A 715-nucleotide genomic window follows, 5' to 3' on the forward strand; every position below is an offset into this window, starting at 1 on the left:
TGTGAGCCAGGACAAGGTTGATTCCAATCCTTCAGTTAAGGATTTGTTGATCTCGCCCTGAGGTGCATGATTTTTACCTGTAAGGCCGTTTAACAGTCGTGATGAAATGCTCTGTGAATCAAAGTTCTTCTGGTGGTCACGACTTACGTCCAAACCGTTCACCAGATCAACGATAGCTTTATCCTTGATGCAATCTATTTTATCAAACCACGAATTATCATTTTCTCGCATATGTTGGTCCATCATTTACCTCTAAATCAAGCTCATGAACTTGATCAGAAATTATTTCATTACGTTCCAAGTAATCACGCAATTGCTCAATCAACCGCGCCTTCTCTTGTGTGCTTAACGACTGATTCTGAATCGACACCTGAATGTTGGAAACAACTGAATCCAAGATTGTTCCGAAATCATCAAAGAAGGCATTAACCTCATGATCAACAGGTTCTTGTATCGACTTCTTGATAGTGTGGTCTATCGCCTTCATAAACGAAGTCACTTGCGCACGGGTCTTTTGGTGGATCTTGGTAAGATCAATTTGGTAATACTCAACACTAACCTCATAGGATTCCCAACCCCAGTCATCCGTATTGAAAAAACTACAAACTTTGCCCCAGGCACCACTTTGTCGGCGGTGTCGCCTTTCAGAGCGAGATTTCTCTTCTAAGGCCGAGTCAAACATTGTTTGAACATCAAGAGAAAGTGAACGCTTACT

2 protein-coding genes are annotated in these 715 nt (G+C 41.8%); both read right to left on the reverse strand.

Features of this window, described 5'->3' with window-relative positions; translation table 11 throughout:
* On the reverse strand, positions 1–231 hold a 231-nt coding region (locus R7R78_RS26260; protein ID WP_225474628.1), incomplete at its 3' end, for a YjcZ-like family protein.
* A partial coding sequence (locus tag R7R78_RS26265; protein ID WP_225474629.1) for a hypothetical protein occupies positions 218–715 on the reverse strand: 498 nt, incomplete at its 5' end. The genes R7R78_RS26260 and R7R78_RS26265, both read right to left, overlap by 14 nt.

Source organism: Vibrio sp. 2134-1 (assembly GCF_033339495.1).